This is a genomic window from Aquimarina sp. Aq78, from assembly GCF_900299525.1.
Lineage (GTDB): Bacteria > Bacteroidota > Bacteroidia > Flavobacteriales > Flavobacteriaceae > Aquimarina.
Genome location: NZ_OMKA01000001.1, coordinates 431,846 through 447,196, shown reverse-complemented (window position 1 = coordinate 447,196; position 15,351 = coordinate 431,846). Strand labels below are relative to the sequence as shown.

The window sequence follows — 15,351 nt, the reverse complement described above, 5'->3', positions numbered from 1 at the left end:
ACAATGAATCTTTCCTTTGTTAAATATTATTCATTTAGAGTACTAATAACTCTGGTATCTGCACTTTTTTTAGGTAATAAAGCTAATGCAGATACTACTTCTTATAACAATTTAGTAGCCGAATCTTTTTCTATACATAGTGTAGATAGTGGTGATACAGGTCTTGAGTATAAAGACCAAACGTTTATTGATAGTATAGACATAAATGAGCTTGAAGACAGGGAAGAAGAAGAATACTCTAAAAGTGCTTTTTGTGCATTTAAAGACAAAAAGGTTACTACTAAAAATAATGATGATTTTAATAAAAAGAATTATCAATTTTCTACTGTAAAAGGCAAGTACTATATCCTGTACTGTTGTCTAAAAGTATATTCATAAAATTATTATTTATAAATCATAAATGCTAGGGATTGACAAAAGTTAGTCCCTGATTTTGATATTTAATTTTAATAATAATAATATTGTGAAACATATAAAAATCATACTGTTTATTATTCCAATAACAGTATTTGGTCAAAACATGACTACAGAAAAAAGTTATAGTTCCTGGAATTCTATAATTGTCGATTACACTATAAACAATAAAGTTTATGTGAAAAATGAAGCACATTTTAGAAGAACCAGTTTTTTAAAAGATTGGCAACAAATATTAATTAGACCTTCTATACATTATAAATCCAATGAAACTCTGGATTTTGCAGTAGGCTATAGTTTTGCTAAAAATTATAAGCTTACATATAATTTTAATGAAAACAATGTATGGGAACAAGTAACATTATCTCATATGTCCGGAAAAACTAATTTTAAACATCGATTTAGATTTGAACAACGTTTCATTGATCAGGTTGTAGAAGTAACTCCCAATGTTTTCAAAACTAATGAAACAGATTATAAAATGCGATTTAGGTATCGTTTTACATTTCAAATTCCATTGTTTACAGTATATGACAATACAGAAATAAAAGCAGTTGTTTTTGATGAAATTTGGTTGAATACAAACTCGGGTATTGTTCCTAAATCTTTAAATCAAAACTGGTTTTATGTTGGGGTATCCTATCCTATATTAAAAAACACATCTATAGGACTTGGTTATATGAATGATTATATGCCAATAGCAGATCATTTTAGAAGTAACCACATTTTACAAACAACACTTAAGTATCATATTTAAATAAAAGAAATGAAAATCTATATTAATGCTGTATATATAGCAGCAATTACAACAATAATTGTAATAACTTCTTGTACAAATACAAAAGAGAAAATTACAAAGGAACACTCTTTAGATATTACTAAAGAAAAAACCACTTCGACAACAGATCATGCAAAAAAGCATTGGAGTTATGTAGGGGAAACAAGTCCAGAACATTGGGCAGAAATTGAAAAGAATTCAGATTGCGGAGGGAAATTTCAATCCCCTATAAATATTGTGAGTATAAATGCAATAGCTGATACTAATTTAAAACCTTTAGCTATTCACTATGTGTCTAATACCAAAATACATGATGTGGTTAATAACGGACATTCAATTCAATATAATTTTGAAGAAGGAGATTATCTTATGTATAAGGATACTAAATATAATTTGAAGCAAATTCATTTTCATGAGTCTTCAGAACATACCATAAATGGTATTAGATATCCAATTGTAATACATATGGTACATACTAATTCTAAGGGAGAATACTTAGTTCTTGCTATAATGGCAAAAGAAGGGAAAGCCAGTGCTCCTTTCAGATTTTTAGAAAGTTATTTACCTCTTAAAAATGGGGAGACTAAAACCATAGGGATGCCATTTAATCTTAGTTATAACCTTCCAAAAGATAAAGGATATTATACCTATGTTGGATCATTGACCACACCACCATGTACTCAAGGTGTAAATTGGTTTATTTTTAAAGAACCCATTACAATATCTTTAAGGCAAGTAAAAATCTTAAGAGATCTGATGCCATTAAATAATTATAGAAATGAACAACCATTAAATGGAAGAGAAGTGAAAATGACAAAATAATCGGGTCGAAATAAAAAACAGAAAAGGACTTGTTATTATAGTAAGGAATGAGACCAGAATCCATCAATTTTGCATATTACTAAAAATGGATTCTGGTCAAAATTCATGCTAAAACCTATAAACGAAGGTTATGAAATAAACCATACACGTATCGAGTGTAAAACATTGAAAATTAAGTTTTTTATAAGAGTTATATGTATAATAACTTGCTTTGTTTTTTGTATATTTATAAGTGGTTCATTTCATTTCGTATTAATTAAGATTGTTTTTTTGATATTGATTATCAGAAACATAATAGAATATTACAATGACCTTCGGATATGACTACTCTTTTAAAACCAAACCTATTAAACTGTCTTAGTAAACAATTCGATTTATTAAGAATTACAGTTTTTATTTTCACACTTTCATTTGGCACCACCATTGCGCAGGGTGTCGGAGATGTTGACCCTTATCATAATAAAAGAATTGAAGAAGTTAACATCATAATTACTAATCCATCAAATGATTCTATACTTAATAATCGGATTCGTGACAAAATACGTCAAGATTTAAAGACCTTTCCTGATAATAGATTTTCAAGAAATCATATCGAATTTTCTTTATCTCGATCACGTCAAGATCCTAAGATTGCTACAACCAAAATAGAAGTAGGATTTGGGTCAATCGGGGGAATTATACTTACTATTAATGTAACTTTAGGAGATCAGGTTGGCGAATCAACAAAAACCGGATTTGTAACGTCAGGAAAAATTAATGACCTTCCAAAATTATACAATTTTGGATCTACATTTATTCGCTTAAAACTTGAAGCCCTTGCAATTCATTATAGCAATACGAATGCTTGGTACGGTAGACCCGACGCACTTCTTGATGGTAACCCATTAGTCTCGAGGGTACCCTCGGGGGATGGATATGACGATTGGGTTGAAGGATTTACTCATTTGGGAACTTATGGAATTACTCCATTACATAATAATCTTCATATATATGCCGGTCTTAGTGCAATAGTAAGTGGTTCTAAAGGACAAGAGCTATTCACAAACAAAACAAGAGGTTATATTGGTGTTGAGGATGCATATATTGGTTTAATTACAGGAAAAACCTGGAAAAACGGTAATAGACTTGTAGTAAATGCCTCTATTGGTCGACAACGTTTTACCCTTGGAGATGGATTTCTTATCATAAATACCTCTGCAAATGGTAGTAAAAGAGCAGCATTGCAATCTAATCCTCGTTGGGCACCAGATATGCTGGCTCGTGGTAGTGTAAAATACAACAACACATTATTAGAATTATTCTATCTCGATCCTGATGAACTACCAGTAGTAGATTCTAAAACAAGAATCACGGGAATTAATGTAGAAGCACAACCTGCAAAAGGGCTCTCTGTAGGAGCAAGCCTATTGTATGTGCCAAAGTCTGAGTTTGGTTATTTTACATCAACAGAAGTTCTTAGTCGAGAAGGCCTACAAGTTGTAGATGCACGTTTTCGTTGGCAGCCCAAACCAGCAGGGAATTCAGGTTTTTTTGTTGCAGGAGAAGGTGGATTGCAAAGAAATGAGAATTTTCCGATGCGCGCATACGGCTACTTTGGTGAGTTTGGCTGGAGTTTTTCTAAACTTCCCTGGACACCAACTTTAAGCTATCGGCATGCTCATTTTTCTGGTGATGACTTAAGCACCGATCGATTTGAGCGATGGGACCCTCTATTATCTGGTGGAAACGGAGAACAATGGGTACAAGGAATAAATCATTTTAAAGTAGTGCAGATTTCAAATGTAATTGCACACAGGTTTCAATTGCGTGTGCGCCCCATCCCAAAACTTGAACTGGTACCTCAATTTTGGTTATTTAAAGCAGACAACTTAACAAATTTGGGAGGAAACCCAGCACTCTCATTTTTAGAATCCAAAGATTATGGGGTAGAGGGCAATTTAACTTTCAAAGTGTTTTGGTCACGTAAGATTTATATCCAAGGACACGTGGCAGTTACATTTCCCGGTGAAGCCGTAAACAGAGCCTTGACAGAAGATCCATCGAATTGGTGGAGTACTATGCTATTTATACGATACGCACTATAATTAGATGTAACAAACATATTCTAGTAACTCAATAAAACAAAAAATCATGAATCGAAGAAACATGTTAAAAAACACAACGCTTGCTACTATAGGTGCCAGTGCTGGTATTGCTTGCGCTAACGACTCTAAAGGATCTGAAACTGCATCTGCATTATTAGCCTCAGAAAATACAGTAGGAAAAAAAGATGTTAGCCCGGTTAATCCAGCATATTTCATTCCAAATCGCTTTAAAGACAAAACAATTATTATTACTGGATGCGCAAGAGGAATGGGTAAAGCAGCAGTAAAAAGGGCAGCTCTAGAAGGTGCAAATGTTGTAGGTGTAGACTGGCTTAAAGAAGAAGGAAATGCGGTTATAAATGAAATTGTTAAAGAAGGTGGTTCTGCAAAATTCGTTTATGGAGATGTTTCTACTAATGAGACCTGTAAAGAAATGGTTAAAACAGCAATAGATTCTTATGGTAAATTAGATTATGCCATAAACAATGCAGGTGTAATGGATGCAATCTTTCCCGGAGATCCTATAAACTATGAAAAACAAAAACACCTTACATTTAGTCGATGTCATGAAGCAACAGATGAGTATTGGGATGTAGTGATGCGGGTAAATACAACAGGAGTATTTAAATGTATGCGTGAAGAATTAAAACAAATGGTAGCACAAAATCAAGGTGGTGCAATCGTTAATGTCGCATCGGTTGCTGGATTACGGGGTTTTTCGGGAACTCCCTCGTATGTCGCAAGTAAACATGCCGTTAATGGGCTAACAAAAAATGCAGCGATAGATTATGCAGAATATGGTATACGAATCAATTCTGTGTGTATGGCCAATACTGCAACACCAATGGTAGAGCGAGCTTATCAACTTGTCATGGCTAAGGTAAAAGCTAGTGGAGGTAATGCTGGCATGGGAAATATTAAAACCAAAAGTCTTCTGCAGTATACAGATTCTAACCATCGAGACGCAACACCAGAAGAACAGGTAGCGATTATGTTATTTTTATTGTCTAAAGAAGCATCTAATATCACTGGTGCAAATTATGCCACTGATGGTGGGTTTACTACGTATTAAAGCAGTTGTACTCATGTCGATAACCGATAACTATAAATGAAAACTAATATTAATTTTTAAAGTATTAAATATATGGAAACATTAACTATCACACAATCACTTCTAGAAGACATTTCTAGAGGAATAGGTTCTAAATTAGAAAAGGAAACTAATCGAGAGAAAGCTGCAGATTCTTTTATTGAAATACTTGTCAAGGATTTAAAAGAATTACAAGAAGATCACGCTATTTCTTTATCTGTTCAAAAAAGAAGTGCTGGAGAATATGTTAATGAAAGACGTTATTATCGTGTACGAAAAGGTTCCGATGGAAAACAACTATATTGTGCAGTTTCCAATACTCATTTCAATTTTCAAATAGCACTTTTAGAATAGTATACTATAGCTACAAATCAGATATATTCATTTTGTAATTTTCTCCGATTGGGATTTCAATAGCATATTTAGAAAAGCATAAAAATTCTAAAGCTTAGTAAGTTAGTAATAACACACTTCAATTATTTAAAAATAATGTTTTAGTATCTTTCCATTCGCTATAACCCAAAGTGTATCCTCGTTGTATAAAATTCCTTTACAGTCTGTATCATTAGTATAATAAAGTTCCCATGATGCTCCTCCGTCTACAGTTTTAAAAATATTTTTTCCTGAGATATACCAACCAATGTCTTTGTTTTTAAATGCGAATGCTTCTACTTTTGAGCTGCTTTCACGAATAATACTCCAGGTATCTCCTTTTGTTTCTGATTTAATAATCACATATTTTTCATCACCATTAAGGTTCTTAACATAAGCAATGGCATATCCTGTAGTTGCATCTACAAAATGAATTTTCTTGATATATTCATAATTACCCGCTTTATTTTCTATTTGTATTTCTTTATTAGTCCAGTTTCCATCTTTTAAGTATAATAGCTTAGCAGGATAGTAAGACTTGTTTTCAGGGAATGGGTATGTATATCCTCCTAACCAAACCTGACTTGAAGAAAGTGCAAAAAAAGTATCGAATTCGAAATTTGAAGGATCATTTTCATGTATTTTATCAAATGTACTACCAGTATCAGTAGATTTATAAATTCTTCCTTCTGATGTTGCGACTATGATATTAGTTTCATCATTATCAACAAAAAAATCTAATCCCCAAGAACCATTTTGAGTAAAATCATTAAGTAACTTGCTTTCTTCTCCTTTATTTTTACGGTATAAAGCCAATGATCTTAACGAGTATTCATTTTCTTTTGAACTTAAAAAGAATCCTCCATCAAGAAAATTATGATCTTGATTAATATTAGAAATACTAACTCCCCCGTTAAACGATTTGGTTACTTCAAAAACATCATTAGATGAATTATTTTGTATCAAAAAATAAACTTTTTCTTTATCAACTCCTCTAAAATCCTTTATACTTTCAATCGAATTATAATTGTGATCAATTGTTATCCACTTATTTTTTGCATTATCTAATACAGCTAAGTTTTTATACGAATCATTAAAAGAAATATTCGTGTTTGGAATTTCTATTTTTAATTCTGGAAGCACACTAACTCCCTCAGGTACCTTTATTGTTATTGCAGTATTATTAACGGTAGTAATCTCAACCGCTTTATTATCTAGATATACTTTTGTATCGGTTATATCACTACCAAAATTTTCTCCTAGAATAGATACTAGATCATCGATATAAGCATACTCTGTAGAAAAAGAAATAACCTTGGCATCTATCATTTCTATTTGTTCATTAAGATCTTGACTATCTTCTGAGTCTGAACCGCAACCAAATGCCGTAACTAATAGTAATGTAATTAATGGGTAGTTTAAAAAACGTTTTTTCATTTTGTTTGTATTCCTTTTATTTTTCCAATTAAAATTAGACCATAAACACGTACTTCATCAGCTTGTATATCCACAACCTTACTTAAATCAGTGTAAGTCTCTATATCCCTAGGACAAATATAGTATCATGAATAACTAAAAAACAAGAAAGGGTGGTCAATATTTATAAATAGAGGATGTTAATTTATGTGTTTTTACTGAGGATTCAAGGGGCTCTGATATTACCTAATAAACATTTTAAAATAGCACTATTAAAATAACAAAAAACTACAAATCAGATATATTCATTTTGTAATTTTCTCCTATAGGGATTTCAATAGCATCAATCTCGATATCCTGTTTTGTATACGCTGTAATTTTATCTCGATTTACGATATAGGAACGATGTGTTCTTATAAATCGTTCATCTAATCTATCTTCAAATGCAGTTAAGCTATATTTTATAAGCCGGGTTTTATTAGACAAATGAATCTTAATATAATCTTTTACGCTTTCTATATATAGAATATCATCATAGAAGACTTTTACTTGTTTTCGATCCTCGCGTATAAAAATAAAATCATCCTTTCGGGTAGTTTTTTCTACTTCGGTTGGGATTGATCTTGTGTTTTGTAGTGAGATAAATTTTTCGGTAGCCATAAAAAACCTACTAAAAGTTATAGGTTTTAAAAGATAATCCACAGCATTCAATTCAAACCCATCAAGAGCATAATCTCTATACGCTGTTGTAAATATTACATGAGGTTTAATAATAAGGTTTTTAAAAAAATCGGTACCATTTAATACAGGCATTTCTATATCAAGAAAGAGTAAATCAATTGATTGTTGCTGTAATATTTTACTAGCTTCTATTGCACTATTACAAGATGCCACTAATTCAAAACCATCTAACTGTTTCAAATGCGTTTCTATTAGCTCTCTGGCTAATTCTTCGTCATCTACTATTAAACACGTATACATTATTTAGCTTCCAAAATTAAACGAACACAATATTTATCACTTTCTTCCTCAATATCCAAAGAATAATCATCTCCATACAGTAAATCTAATTGTTTTTGAACATTACTCAATCCTATACACTCCTGATTTTTATTTTCTGCAGATATTGTTGATTTAGAATTTTCAATATTAAAAATAATATGGTTGTTATCCGAACTAATTGTAATTGAAATAAAAGCTTCCTTTAGTTCCTGAGTCACACCATGTTTAAATGCGTTTTCTATAAAAGTTAATAGCAGTAAGGGAGCTATTTTGGAATCCTCTGTACTATTATTTTTAAAAGAAATACGAACTCTGTTTCCGTACCGTATTTTTTCTAAAGCAATATAATTCTCAATCAACTCAATTTCTTTTTGGATGGATACAAATTTGTTATTACAGCGATACAACATATAATCCAAAATATCAGATAGTTTTTCAATCACTTCTGGTGCATGATCTGATTTTTTTATGGCCAGAGCATACAAATTATTTAATGTATTGAATAAAAAATGCGGATTTAATTGATTTTTCAAAGCAGTTAATTCAGCTATTTTTTTTTGCTCATTGAGTTTTAAATAATTCTGCTGATTTTTATAAAACCTAAACATTAAGAGCAGGGCAGTAGGAGTTAAAAATTTAATACTCTTACTCAAAAAAACCGAAAAACTAAAAAGTCTTTCCCAAAAAGATTGTTTTGCATAATGTTGAACTATTGGGCTGTAGTAATCAAAATACCTTACGTCATAATAGTATATTCTATAATATATATATATGGCATACATAACAAACAATAGAATAATCAACCATAGAACAAACAAACCTGTTTTTCCCTTATTTAAAAAATTTGGAACCAAATAGTATAGACAAGTGTATGCTACTAGTATTTGTATGGCAACAAATATGATATATGATTCAAATAATTGTAGATAACTATTATAGTTATCAATATTAGCAGATAATGTGAAATACAGGAATATACCTATCCAGAACAATACATGTCGTACTTCTGATTTATCAAAATATGTTTTTAAAGACTGCATATACCAAATAGCAAATATAACTTATACAGCTCGCATAAAGATTATTTATCTACCAAGCTAGTATTTGTGGCTACAAATAGGCAAAAATCAACCACCAAAACCCAAAAATGTCTTAATAGACTGTACTTCCTCTTCGGTCTACTTTTAAAAAAACGTAAGAATATCAATCATAGTTTTGACTAAACTTAAGATATAAAATCATGAAACGTTTATTTTTTATCACGCTACCTTTTTGTTTTTTACTTGTTTTATTACAAAACAAGATCATAAATCATGATAAAACTATTATAAATAACGACACGCTTTTTTATAAAAGTTTAAAAGGAATAGTTAAAACAAATCATTCATTTTCAGAAAAGGAAATGATTGAAAAAACACTTAAGAATTATATTCAGGGGAGTTCTTATAATGAGTTAGAAAAACTAGAAAGTGCCTTTGCTGCTGATGCATCTTTATACCTTACTGTAAAAGATACATTTAAAAGATTAACTCCTACAGATTATCTCAAGTTTTTTAAGAATAAGAAAAAAGGAGTCTATAACGGACGAACAGGAAATATTCTATCTATCGAGATACACCGTGATATAGCTACAGCTAAAGTCGAAATTTTTATTCCGGAGAGAAAAACAAAGCTAATGGATCTTTTTCTATTAAAAAAGCTGAAAGGTGATTGGAAAATAATTACTAAAACAGCTACAAAGCTATAGGTTTCTAAATTTTATATATGAAAAAAATATTTTTGATAGCACTTTGTTTCTTATCTGCTTTGTATACTCAGGCACAGACAAAAACGATTCAATTTAAGAAAGCTACAATTACTATAGATGGCCAGTTAGATGAACCTATTTGGAAAGAACTTCCTGAGTATTCGGGTTTTTACAATTATATGCCAATAGACGAGGGCTTAGCAGAAAATCAAACATCTGTACAACTATTTCATAATGGAGAATATTTGTATGTGAGTTTAATTTATAATGATACTACACCAAAAACACAGGTTAGTTCTTTAAAACGAGATGTTCCTATTGGATTAAGCGATGGATTCGCCATGGTTTTAGATACACAAAATCAACAACAAAACGCATATTATTTTTCGGTAAATAGCTACAGTACACAAATAGATGGTATTGTTGAGCGTATTAATGAAGGATATGATTTTAGCACAAGTTGGAATACGATATGGAAAGCTAAAGCCTTTATGAATGGTAATCAAAAACAATACGAAATAGCTATTCCTTTAAAAGCATTAAATTTTGATACGAATAATGCTGTTTTTGGAGTTCAGTTTTATGTTAGGGATATTAAAAAGAATTCCTGGACTATTCTTAAAAATGTAAAACGTAACTATCGCCTTTTTGATTTACGGTTTACCGAAAAAATGACTGTTGAAGCTTTACCCAATACATCAACTTCTCGTTTTACAACAACACCATCTGTTACTGCAAACTATCAGAACGACGTGGTAGAGGATGATACAGAAACTACATTTAAACCAAGTTTGGATCTGCAATACAATGTTACCTCTTCTTTACGATTAGATGCGACGATAAATCCTGATTTTTCACAAATTGATATTGATCAACAAGTTACAAACCTAACTCGGTTTTCGGTTTTTTTTCCAGAAAGACGTAATTTTTTTCTTGAAAACTCAGATTTATTTTCAAATCTAGGTGTTGATGGCGTAAATCCTTTTTACTCAAGGCGTATCGGAGCAAATTCAGATATTCAATTTGGATTAAAATTATCAGGTAATGTATCTCCAAAAACCAGAATCGGCATTTTAAACGTACAAACGGATAAAGAAAATGAAATCGCTTCAGAGAACTTTGGGGCCTTTGTTGTCGAGCAACAATTATCAAAAAACTTTACCACAACTGGTTTTTTTATCAATCGACAACAAACAGATAAATTTAAATTCACGAATGACTATAATCGGGTAACCGGAGTCAACCTGAATTATAAATCTGATAATAATAAATGGCTAGGTCTGGCTAATTTCGGGAAAAGTTTTAATGATGGCATTTCTAAAGACAATAGTTTTTATAATGCAGGAATTTGGTTTAATAAAAGAGGATTAGAATGGAATGCTGCAATCAAAAATGTAGGTAAAAACTATATAACCGATGTTGGTTTCACACCAAGATTGTATAACTATGATGCTATTAATGATGTCCTTGTAAGAGAAGGATATACTCAAACTACGATAGGATTAGAATACCAAAAATTTTATGAAAAATCCAAAATAGTAAACTCTGTTCGTTACCTAAATTATAGTAATGACACTTATTTGGATGAACATGGTAAATTGAATCAGTCATCACATTTCTTAAACTCAGCTATATTCTTTAAAAATCTATCAGCTTTATATTATGTATTTAGATATGAGTATGTTGATTTAAGGTATGGTTTTGATCCATTAGGAAATGGTAATTCATTAATCCCGGATGAGTATCGCTTTGGGATTTTAAAAATTGGATACAACTCTGCAAATAATCAAAAATTTAGATATCGTTTCAATATACAAAAAGGAAATTATTATAGCGGAAAAAGAGTGGCTGCAGGAACGTATCTAAATTATCAGTTATTACCTTTTGCAAATGTAGAATTAAGATATGATATTAATAAAATTGATTTAAATCTGTTAGGAAAAGAAACTTTTCATTTAGCTCGTTTTACGGGGCAAGTTTTCTTTTCTAATCGATTAAACTGGACCACCTATGTGCAATACAATACTCAACGAGATAATTTTAATATCAACAGCAGACTACAATGGGAATACAAACCCTTATCATATGTATATTTGGTCGTTTCTGACAATTATAACAAAGATATTACCCGTACAAACTGGGGAGTTGCCTTTAAAATGAATTATCGTTTTGATTTTTAATCATTGATTTTTTATAAAGAAATCTAATTACAAATAGAGAAAAAGGAATAGAGTGGATATCTTCTATAAGATATCCACTCTATTATAGTGTACAAATAATTACTATACTTCATAAATAGTTACTTGTTAAAAGTATGTATATTTACACCATCCTACATTTTTAAAACTACAATATATACCTCATTTAGAATATTTAGGAATCATTTTCAATATAGTTAAGTATTAAGAATAAGAAAATTGCACTAGTGAAAGTATGTATTTCTCTAATTTTATTGGTTTTTACCTATTCTTTTAGTTTGGGGCAAACCATAATCCATGATCCGGGAGGAAATTTATCCCAACGTTGGTTAATCAATAATGATACTATTAAACTTTTTAAAATAGTACCGTACAAACCTGTCTATTTCTTGCTGGCCAACTATACTAGTGATATAAATAATCAACCCATAAGTGACAATCCAATAAATTCTGTAGATGAACCCTCTGATTTTACTAATACAGAATTAAAGTTTCAACTTAGTTTTAAAACCAGAGCTGTAAGAAACATATTTGGTAAAAAGATTGGTGGTGATTTATGGGCTGCCTATACCCAATCTTCTAGATGGCAACTATACAGCGCACATATCTCCAGACCCTTTAGAGAAACTAATTACGAACCAGAATTTATGCTAACCTTTCCTACAGCCTATAAAATTTGGGGACTGAATGGTGTATTTGCAGGGGTTGGTGTTAATCATCAAAGTAATGGGAGGTCAAATCCTTTATCCAGAAGCTGGAACCGAGTTATTTTACAGGTTGGATGGGAAACCCCTTCTTTAAGCATTGTACTACGGCCATGGTGGCGTGTACAAGAAACTCCAATAGAAGACAACAACCCAGGAATAGAAAATTATATAGGACGTGTTGAACTTTTATCTGCATTCTCTAGAGGGAGACATGATGTAAGTATAATAGCAAGGCACTCATTACGAGGAGGAAGTAGAAATCGGGGTAGTATTAAATTGGATTATGCTATTAAAGTACTGGATCTATTACAGATTCATGCACAAGTATTTCATGGATATGGAGAAAGCCTTATAGATTATAATCATAGACAAACTACCGTGGGAATCGGTTTATCTCTTTTACAATGGAGGTAATTTTCTAAAATAAAATACGCTAGTAGGTAATTACATCTGATACAATATCAAAATAAGTGGTACTGTAGATAGTATAGCGAATACCGTGAGTCAATTTTATAGTATTGTGATTATATTTTCATAAAAACCTCTACCTCTGGAGTATACTTATTTCAAACTATAAAGTAGTTGATGGTAACTCTTTTACTTTAAAATAATTTACTATCTTTTCATTCGTTTATAGATCATCTAATATAATCAACCAAGACCTCCTTATGGAAATTTTCTCTTCTTACAATGTTATTATAGGAATTTCACTTATCATCATCTTATCCTTTATTTTTAATGGAGTTGCCAAAAAGACTAATGTTCCTGCTGTACTACTATTAATTATTCTGGGAATTATTATACAATATATTCTTAAAGCTTTTGGAGGTGATACGATTGATTTTTTCCCAATGCTCGAAGTATTAGGTATTGTTGGATTAATTATGATCGTTCTCGAAGCAGCCTTAGAGTTAGAGTTAAAAAGTGATAAACTCATGCCCATTCTTAAATCGATGGCCATTGCTTTAATCGGACTGGTAGCCTCTACATTTATAGCAGCAGTGATTTTAAAAGCACTAGTAAAAGGAATGACAATGCAGTCTGCATGGTTGTATGCTACACCACTATCTATATTATCCAGTGCAATTATTATACCCAGCGTATCATCACTACCAATTGCAAAAAAGGAATTTCATATCTATGAAAGTACATTTTCTGATATTCTGGGAATTATGTTGTTTTATTTCCTTACCGGAAGATTAAATCCGGCAGAAGATTCGGGAGTAGGTGGCTTTTTTCTTAATCTAATTCTTACGATTGTAATTTCATTGGTAGCTAGTTATGCAATTATTCTGATATTTCAGAAGATCAAAAGCCAGGTAAAACTGTTTTTACTTATCGCAGTACTATTACTATTGTATGCTTTAGGGAAAAAAATGCACTTATCATCATTAATAATTATTCTGATCTTTGGATTAGTTATTGCCAATATGAAATTATTTTTCCAAGGAAAACTTAGAGGATATCTTCATCTCGAAAAAGCAAAATCTATCTATCATGAGTTGCATGTAATTACTGCCGAAACAGCCTTTGTAGTACGTACATTATTCTTTGTGATTTTTGGAATTACAATTGTGCTTTCTTCTTTGTTAAGTCTAAAAGTTACTTTGATTAGTCTTTTGATATTAATCTCTATTTATGTTATACGATATGGGTTGCTACGCCTTTTTATGGGAAAAGATATTTCACCTCAATTGTTTATTGCACCAAGGGGATTAATTACAGTACTTTTATTTTATGCTATTCCTGCAGAAGCTATGATTGAAGGGTTCGAACCGGGAATATTGTTATTTGTAATTATAGGTACCAGTTTGATTATGACAGGAGGGATGATAAGAGACAAAAAAATGAATCCAACTCAAGAATTGGAAACAGCAGAGCCCAATGAAAGTATAGAAGAAACCGAATACTTTATTAATAACACAACAGATCTAAGTGAAATTGATGATGCTTTACCATCATCTGATGAACATGAAACCGAATAATGAAACGTTTACATCGATTAACAGCCATATTAGTAAAATTACAATCCAAAAAAGTTGTTCAAGCAGCAGAACTTGCAAACAAGTTTGATGTGAGTTTACGTACTATATATAGAGATATGCAAGCTCTTACTGATGCAGGAGTTCCAATAGGAGCCGAAGCAGGTACAGGATATTATCTGGTAGATGGATACTCTTTACCACCAGTTATGTTTACCGAAAAAGAGGCAAATGCACTACTTACTGCGTCCAAGATTATAAAAACAAATAATGACCAATCCCTGATTAATGAATATCAGGAAGCTATAGATAAAGTAATTGCAGTACTTAAAACTACACAAAAAGAAAAACTCAAAATTCTCGAAGAACGTGTTTTTACATATAACAGAACTGCAATTCACCCAAGTACTTCTTTATCTGTTATTCAACAAGCAATTACAGATTTTAGAGTGCTCGAAATCCAATATACCAAAGCATCCGGGGAGTATAGTAAAAGGCTGATTGAACCACTTGGAGCTTATTTTACTAACAATACCTGGATTATGATTGCTCATTGTAGATTAAGAAAAGATTACCGTGAGTTTAGAACAGATCGTATTGTTAATCTTATTGAAACTCAAGAGCTTTTTTCTCCTAAACATTTTAGCCTGGAAGACTATTACAAAAAAAGAGCCGAAGAGTGTAGCTATTCAACTTTCCCAAAAGAAAAATACTACTGACATAGGGTTGTCATAGGTGT

At 31.3% G+C, this 15,351-nt stretch carries 14 protein-coding genes; 11 read left to right on the top strand and 3 right to left on the bottom strand.

Translation table 11 applies throughout. The features are described 5' to 3' along the window. Nucleotides 1-3: 3 nt before the first annotated feature. The 6 genes from DG435_RS01905 (at nucleotide 4) to DG435_RS01880 (ending at nucleotide 5,542) form a co-directional block, all read left to right on the top strand. Entirely contained in the window at nucleotides 4-378 is a 375-nt protein-coding gene (locus DG435_RS01905) for a hypothetical protein (protein ID WP_106793581.1), read from the top strand. Nucleotides 379-463: 85 nt separating this feature from the next. Continuing rightward, nucleotides 464-1,171 carry a DUF2490 domain-containing protein gene (locus tag DG435_RS01900; protein WP_159025651.1) on the top strand — a complete coding sequence of 236 codons (708 nt, stop codon included), beginning with the start codon at nucleotides 464-466 and terminating at the stop codon, nucleotides 1,169-1,171. Nucleotides 1,172-1,180: 9 nt separating this feature from the next. Further along, nucleotides 1,181-2,014, top strand: a complete 834-nt coding sequence (locus tag DG435_RS01895) for a carbonic anhydrase (protein ID WP_106793579.1) — start codon at nucleotides 1,181-1,183, stop codon at nucleotides 2,012-2,014. A gap of 320 nt (nucleotides 2,015-2,334) precedes the next feature. After that, on the top strand, nucleotides 2,335-4,098 hold the full coding sequence (locus DG435_RS01890; protein WP_106793578.1) for an alginate export family protein: 1,764 nt from the start codon (nucleotides 2,335-2,337) through the stop codon (nucleotides 4,096-4,098). A gap of 46 nt (nucleotides 4,099-4,144) precedes the next feature. Next, nucleotides 4,145-5,170: an SDR family NAD(P)-dependent oxidoreductase gene (locus DG435_RS01885; protein WP_199852711.1), complete on the top strand. Its 1,026-nt coding sequence runs from the start codon at nucleotides 4,145-4,147 to the stop codon at nucleotides 5,168-5,170. A 72-nt stretch (nucleotides 5,171-5,242) separates the two neighbouring features. Then, on the top strand, nucleotides 5,243-5,542 hold the full coding sequence (locus DG435_RS01880) for a hypothetical protein (protein ID WP_106793576.1): 300 nt from the start codon (nucleotides 5,243-5,245) through the stop codon (nucleotides 5,540-5,542). Between the two features lie 126 nt (nucleotides 5,543-5,668). Here the strand turns inward: DG435_RS01880 and DG435_RS01875 are convergent, their stop codons facing one another. The 3 genes from DG435_RS01875 to DG435_RS25405 all read right to left on the bottom strand — a co-directional run bounded on the left by DG435_RS01875 (nucleotide 5,669) and on the right by DG435_RS25405 (nucleotide 8,586). Then, entirely contained in the window at nucleotides 5,669-6,997 is a 1,329-nt protein-coding gene (locus DG435_RS01875) for an IPT/TIG domain-containing protein (RefSeq protein ID WP_106793575.1), read from the bottom strand. Between the two features lie 267 nt (nucleotides 6,998-7,264). Next, nucleotides 7,265-7,957 (bottom strand): LytTR family DNA-binding domain-containing protein, encoded by a 693-nt coding sequence (locus tag DG435_RS01870; protein ID WP_234387134.1) that lies wholly within the window; start codon nucleotides 7,955-7,957, stop codon nucleotides 7,265-7,267. Next, on the bottom strand, nucleotides 7,957-8,586 hold the full coding sequence (locus DG435_RS25405) for a sensor histidine kinase (protein WP_255409739.1): 630 nt from the start codon (nucleotides 8,584-8,586) through the stop codon (nucleotides 7,957-7,959). Before DG435_RS25405 ends, DG435_RS01870 begins: the two co-directional genes overlap by 1 nt. A 632-nt stretch (nucleotides 8,587-9,218) precedes the next feature. Between DG435_RS25405 and DG435_RS01860 the strand changes: the two genes are divergently transcribed. The 5 genes from DG435_RS01860 to DG435_RS01840 all read left to right on the top strand — a co-directional run bounded on the left by DG435_RS01860 (nucleotide 9,219) and on the right by DG435_RS01840 (nucleotide 15,331). Continuing rightward, nucleotides 9,219-9,725 carry a nuclear transport factor 2 family protein gene (locus DG435_RS01860; RefSeq protein WP_106793572.1) on the top strand — a complete coding sequence of 169 codons (507 nt, stop codon included), beginning with the start codon at nucleotides 9,219-9,221 and terminating at the stop codon, nucleotides 9,723-9,725. Nucleotides 9,726-9,742: 17 nt separating this feature from the next. Then, nucleotides 9,743-11,905 (top strand): DUF5916 domain-containing protein, encoded by a 2,163-nt coding sequence (locus DG435_RS01855; protein ID WP_106793571.1) that lies wholly within the window; start codon nucleotides 9,743-9,745, stop codon nucleotides 11,903-11,905. Nucleotides 11,906-12,150: 245 nt separating this feature from the next. Next, nucleotides 12,151-13,044 (top strand): phospholipase A, encoded by an 894-nt coding sequence (locus DG435_RS01850; RefSeq protein WP_159025649.1) that lies wholly within the window; start codon nucleotides 12,151-12,153, stop codon nucleotides 13,042-13,044. Between the two features lie 254 nt (nucleotides 13,045-13,298). Beyond that, on the top strand, nucleotides 13,299-14,615 hold the full coding sequence (locus DG435_RS01845; RefSeq protein WP_106793569.1) for a cation:proton antiporter: 1,317 nt from the start codon (nucleotides 13,299-13,301) through the stop codon (nucleotides 14,613-14,615). Next, nucleotides 14,615-15,331: a YafY family protein gene (locus DG435_RS01840; protein ID WP_051473723.1), complete on the top strand. Its 717-nt coding sequence runs from the start codon at nucleotides 14,615-14,617 to the stop codon at nucleotides 15,329-15,331. Before DG435_RS01845 ends, DG435_RS01840 begins: the two co-directional genes overlap by 1 nt. Nucleotides 15,332-15,351 lie beyond the last annotated feature (20 nt).

Excerpts from the sequence above, each read along its gene's own strand:
- DG435_RS01905 (WP_106793581.1), top strand. The coding sequence starts at position 4 with ATGAATCTTTCCTTTGTTAAATATTATTCATTTAGAGTACTAATAACT.
- DG435_RS01895 (WP_106793579.1), top strand. The coding sequence starts at position 1,181 with ATGAAAATCTATATTAATGCTGTATATATAGCAGCAATTACAACAATA.
- DG435_RS01890 (WP_106793578.1), top strand. The coding sequence starts at position 2,335 with ATGACTACTCTTTTAAAACCAAACCTATTAAACTGTCTTAGTAAACAA.
- DG435_RS01885 (WP_199852711.1), top strand. The coding sequence starts at position 4,145 with ATGAATCGAAGAAACATGTTAAAAAACACAACGCTTGCTACTATAGGT.
- DG435_RS01880 (WP_106793576.1), top strand. The coding sequence starts at position 5,243 with ATGGAAACATTAACTATCACACAATCACTTCTAGAAGACATTTCTAGA.
- DG435_RS01875 (WP_106793575.1), bottom strand. The coding sequence starts at position 6,997 with ATGAAAAAACGTTTTTTAAACTACCCATTAATTACATTACTATTAGTT.
- DG435_RS01870 (WP_234387134.1), bottom strand. The coding sequence starts at position 7,957 with ATGTATACGTGTTTAATAGTAGATGACGAAGAATTAGCCAGAGAGCTA.
- DG435_RS25405 (WP_255409739.1), bottom strand. The coding sequence starts at position 8,586 with ATGTTTAGGTTTTATAAAAATCAGCAGAATTATTTAAAACTCAATGAG.
- DG435_RS01860 (WP_106793572.1), top strand. The coding sequence starts at position 9,219 with ATGAAACGTTTATTTTTTATCACGCTACCTTTTTGTTTTTTACTTGTT.
- DG435_RS01855 (WP_106793571.1), top strand. The coding sequence starts at position 9,743 with ATGAAAAAAATATTTTTGATAGCACTTTGTTTCTTATCTGCTTTGTAT.
- DG435_RS01845 (WP_106793569.1), top strand. The coding sequence starts at position 13,299 with ATGGAAATTTTCTCTTCTTACAATGTTATTATAGGAATTTCACTTATC.
- DG435_RS01840 (WP_051473723.1), top strand. The coding sequence starts at position 14,615 with ATGAAACGTTTACATCGATTAACAGCCATATTAGTAAAATTACAATCC.